This window comes from Clostridium sp. Marseille-P2415 (assembly GCF_900155545.1).
Taxonomy (GTDB): Bacteria; Bacillota; Clostridia; order Lachnospirales; family Lachnospiraceae; genus Lacrimispora.
In genome coordinates this window covers 4,177,206-4,178,102 of record NZ_LT732526.1, presented here as the reverse complement: position 1 = coordinate 4,178,102, position 897 = coordinate 4,177,206, and the positions used below count along the sequence as shown (strand labels likewise).

Below are 897 nucleotides of genomic sequence, written 5' to 3'. Positions count from 1 at the left end.
TTGCTCAGCTGGGTTTCCCCATTCAGACATCTCCGGATCAAAGGATATTTGCTCCTCCCCGAAGCTTTTCGCAGCTTATCACGTCTTTCATCGGCTCTTAGTGCCAAGGCATCCACCCTGCGCTCTTATTAGCTTAACCAATCGATCTTCGCCTGCGGGTGCGGGCTTAGATCTAAGATACATAGCGTTGTATCTCTGGTCTTAGGTTGTTATTTCACCGTACGTTACGGTTACTTTAACGAGTTATTGTTTGGTTACATCTTTCGATGTAACACCTCGGATGTCTTGATTTTGTCTTTATTAATAAAGACTCTATCTAGATATATTTCAATATGTGGTTTTCAAGGTACGTGCGCGGTGCCGCTTCTAACAGCACCACTGTGACTGAAGTTTATCAGTCATTCGAAAGCTCAATCTGTTTGAACCCACGAATCACTGGTAAAAACCAGCTATATAAAACAGCATTTCCCTGCTGGATCAGGTTAACACATTCTTTCACACAGGCTTCGCCTTTTTCTCCACCCATTGGAACGTGTCCGTTCTATATAAAACACTCCTGAGAGTGATTTTTTTAATGTAATCTGGCACCCACCTGCTCTCCCATGCCGTCTCCAGCATAGTACCATCGGCCGCTTAAGTCTTAACCATCGTGTTCGGGATGGGAACGGGTGTCTCCCCTAAGCGCATCGGCACCAGAAAGATTTTGTCTTCTTGGTGTTCTTTATTTAGTTAGCCTGGTCCATGATTGCACCTCCAAAACCTACGGTTTTCTCGGTCGCATCTGCGATGCTTATGGAGTAAGTCACAGCCTTCCGTCCGTAAAAGTAAACTTTCCCGTACTCCATTCTGTACCTTTCTCCGCAATCATTCCTCACTTTGCGAACATAAGACTCAACA

The 897-nt window shown here is 44.9% G+C and carries 2 rRNA genes; both read right to left on the bottom strand.

From position 1 onward, the window contains the following. Positions 1-139 (bottom strand): 23S ribosomal RNA (locus BQ9856_RS25885); the annotation flags it as partial. A 440-nt stretch (positions 140-579) separates the two neighbouring features. Continuing rightward, positions 580-697, bottom strand: a 5S ribosomal RNA gene (rrf, locus tag BQ9856_RS25880). Positions 698-897 lie beyond the last annotated feature (200 nt).